General features: G+C 43.9%; 2 protein-coding genes. Both read left to right on the top strand.

Going from position 1 to position 3,092, the window contains the following annotated elements; all coding sequences use genetic code 11:
- Positions 1-1,803: SpoIIE family protein phosphatase (locus tag IH879_21935; protein ID MCH7677587.1), on the top strand; the 1,803-nt coding region annotated here is incomplete at its 5' end.
- A gap of 175 nt (positions 1,804-1,978) precedes the next feature.
- A partial coding sequence (locus IH879_21930; protein ID MCH7677586.1) for a hypothetical protein occupies positions 1,979-3,092 on the top strand: 1,114 nt, incomplete at its 3' end.

Below are 3,092 nucleotides of genomic sequence, written 5' to 3'. Positions count from 1 at the left end.
GGCACCGATCTCGATGAACCAGAAGACTTTATCAAAGAAGGAAGTAATATCGGCACAATTGTTTCCTTCATTATAACAGCCTCTTCAGTAGCAACATTTTTTCTGTTGATTTTTGTCATCACACTTTATCTTAAAAAATACCACGAGGGCGAGGTCGGAATCAAGGGCGCATTAGGTATTTTTGTATTCCTGTTTGCACTCATTTTAATAGAGCACTTGTTAAGTTTTACAACCATCGGCTATGGCTCGAGTGGTGGACCAAGCTTAAACCGCTATAATTTTCGAATAGTGTCGTTTTTTATAGGTGTGTTTATTATTCAGGCATTCATGGCTGCCATGGTTTTCGCCGGATGGAGTGTTGGTGAATCTTCGGCTCGCAAAGGTTGGGGTAATAAACTCACTGCCATTGATGGATTGCTTCAGAAAAAACCGTTCTCTCTCAATTTTGCAGCCTCTGCAGTGTACGGTTATTCCTTTGGGTTTATCCTGCTGGCGGTTATTTTTGGGGTTTTGACATTTGCCTCGCAATACAACAACTTCGGCATTTTTACACTCAGTTTAAATGGAATTCCGGAATCGGTTTTTCCATCCATGAGCGCAGCGTTTCTCGGCTTACGTGTCGCAATTCTCAGCGAAATCGTATTCCGGTTCTTCTTCATTTCCTGGCTACGGGAAAAAACAAAAAAGATCTGGCCCGGTATTCTGGTCTCCTCATTGCTCTGGACCCTCGTGGCGTTTACTCTTTGGGACTTTCCCCCAGGGTTTATTGACTTCTGGTGGTTATTCCCCTCCTACTTTCTGATGAGCATCGTGTTAGGGTTGATCATCGTTCGATTTGATTTGCTCACTGCCATTTTCACAAATTGGGTTATGCTTTCATTCGCCTACGCCGTTCCTATGCTGGTTTCATCATCCGAATTTTTTAAACAACAGACTGTTATTTTCTATGCTATCATGGCATTTCCACTGGTCGTGGCATTAATTGGTTTTATTCGCAGACAAAAAGTTACTTTTTCCCGTGAGCTTATTCCCGCCCACATCCGACGCATTACCGAACGCGAGCGCATGGCTCAAGAGTTGGAAATTGCGCGGAACGTGCAGATGAGCTTGCTGCCGAAACAAAACCCACTTATCGAGGGATATGACATTGCCGGAATTTGTATTCCCGCACTCGAGGTCGGAGGCGATTATTACGACTTTTTCCAGCTAGGAGACGGTAAAATGGGTATTGCAATCGGCGACGTTTCCGGGAAGGGCGTACCGGCGGCCATTTACATGACCCTCACAAAAGGCATCTTACAATCGCATGCCGGCGAAAGCACTTCTCCAAAAGATGTGCTCAACAAAGTTAACAAACAAATGTACAACAACATCGAGCGGAATTCTTTTGTGAGCATGTTCTATGCCGTGCTCGACATGAAAAATCATAAAATAAGACTTTCCAGAGCGGGACACAATCCGGCAATTTTGGCCAAGCGCGCCGGTTCCAAGAATTCCTTCCTCCAGCCCAGAGGCATTGCTGTTGGCTTGGAAGGAGGCGACAAATTTGCCCAATCTCTTGAAGAACATGAAATCAGCCTGGAAAGCGGCGACGTCTTAGCCTTCTACACCGACGGTTTCACCGAAGCCAGCACGGCAGAGGGCGAGGAATATGGAGAAGAGCAGCTTCTGGATATTGTATCTCAGAACCGGGACCTCTCCGCCAATGCTCTGATTCAAAAAATTGTCCGCGGTGTTAAAATTTTCGTTGGCAACCACCCGCAGCATGACGACATGACCATGGTAGTGATTAAAGTTTTGTAGAAAAGAGCGATGAGCGCAGAGCGTTTAGAGTTTAATTGAGTGAGTTGTCTGTCGTTTATCGCTCTTCGCTCCTCGTGAAAATCATCAAACAAAATCATGCGCGCAAGGAACAACTGTCTGATCCTTACCATTCAATTCCTTGCATTTTTCTCCCCTTATCCTTAATTTCATTCTTATGAATCACGAAAGCACGCCCATGCCGAATTCAAATTTTCAGCTTGGGCAAAGACTTAAAGATTTTGCACTAAGCCTGGGCTCGACAGAAACCAAGAGAAAGGAAACCGTCCTCTTCTTCTTAGGCTGGCTGCTTAGTTTCACTTTAATCAATATCTTTTCGTTCGATCTTGATTTTATATTCCAGCTCGTTCATGGTTATTTTTTATTTAAACTCGTTGGCGACATTCAGAAAAAGTACCGGCCGCCAAGCGAAGTTTTGATTGCCTGCTTTTTTGTGTTTGCTCTGTTTGAGATTCTCCTGCTGCGTTCGATTTATTCTTCAACTTCACTTTTCAGCTCGACAATTTCCAATACAGGGTGGTTTCCAAAATTCATTCAAATTTTCATACAAGCCTTCCTGGTCTTGACTTTCAGTCTGATTTTAGTGCGAAACACCAAGGACAAAAGAGGCACCCTCTTTGGCTTTTTATGTTTGGCTTTTATCTGTCTTTACCTAATCGAGCACGAAAGTTTTTTGGCCTCTCTTTTTCTGCAAATATTTTTATTCATTTATTTACTGCGGAAGACCAAATGGCTGGAGGAATTGACCAAAGCAGAATGCTGGATCGCCCTGCTGGTCGTCTTTTTGATGTTCAGAGGGTTTAGAAATTCAAATCCATTTGATGGGATTAACATCAGCCAATTCACTCAACCCGTTTTCTGGTACGCCCTGCCAAAATTCTGGTATTTCACCTTCAAAATATATCTGCTTGCAGTTCTGATAAAAATCCCGATTGTTCTTGTCTACAATTTTGCCAGCCTTTCACGCAAATTAAGAATCTCCGGCCTCTTTCAATCAACGTTTCCGCAACTGATTCAACTAGCCATGCTGCTAATCATTTTTTACTTCTTCATCGCCGGCTGGCAGGCGGAAAAAGTTCGCAAATCGGTCTTCGCGCAGATGGATAAAGTTATTTCGGGAAATGCACCCGAGTCGATAAACTGGTTTAAAGTCGAACCCGGCGACTTTGATTCCATTTTACATATTAAAGGTTACCAACCGATCAAGTTCGGGGACTTCGACAATCTGCCCGCCGAGGGCATTCTGACGATTCCGCTGCTGCAATCCAGGT

This window comes from candidate division KSB1 bacterium (assembly GCA_022562085.1).
Taxonomy (GTDB): Bacteria; Zhuqueibacterota; Zhuqueibacteria; order Oceanimicrobiales; family Oceanimicrobiaceae; genus Oceanimicrobium.
The sequence above is the reverse complement of the archived record's forward strand: the minus strand, read 5'-3'. Positions and strand labels throughout refer to the sequence as shown.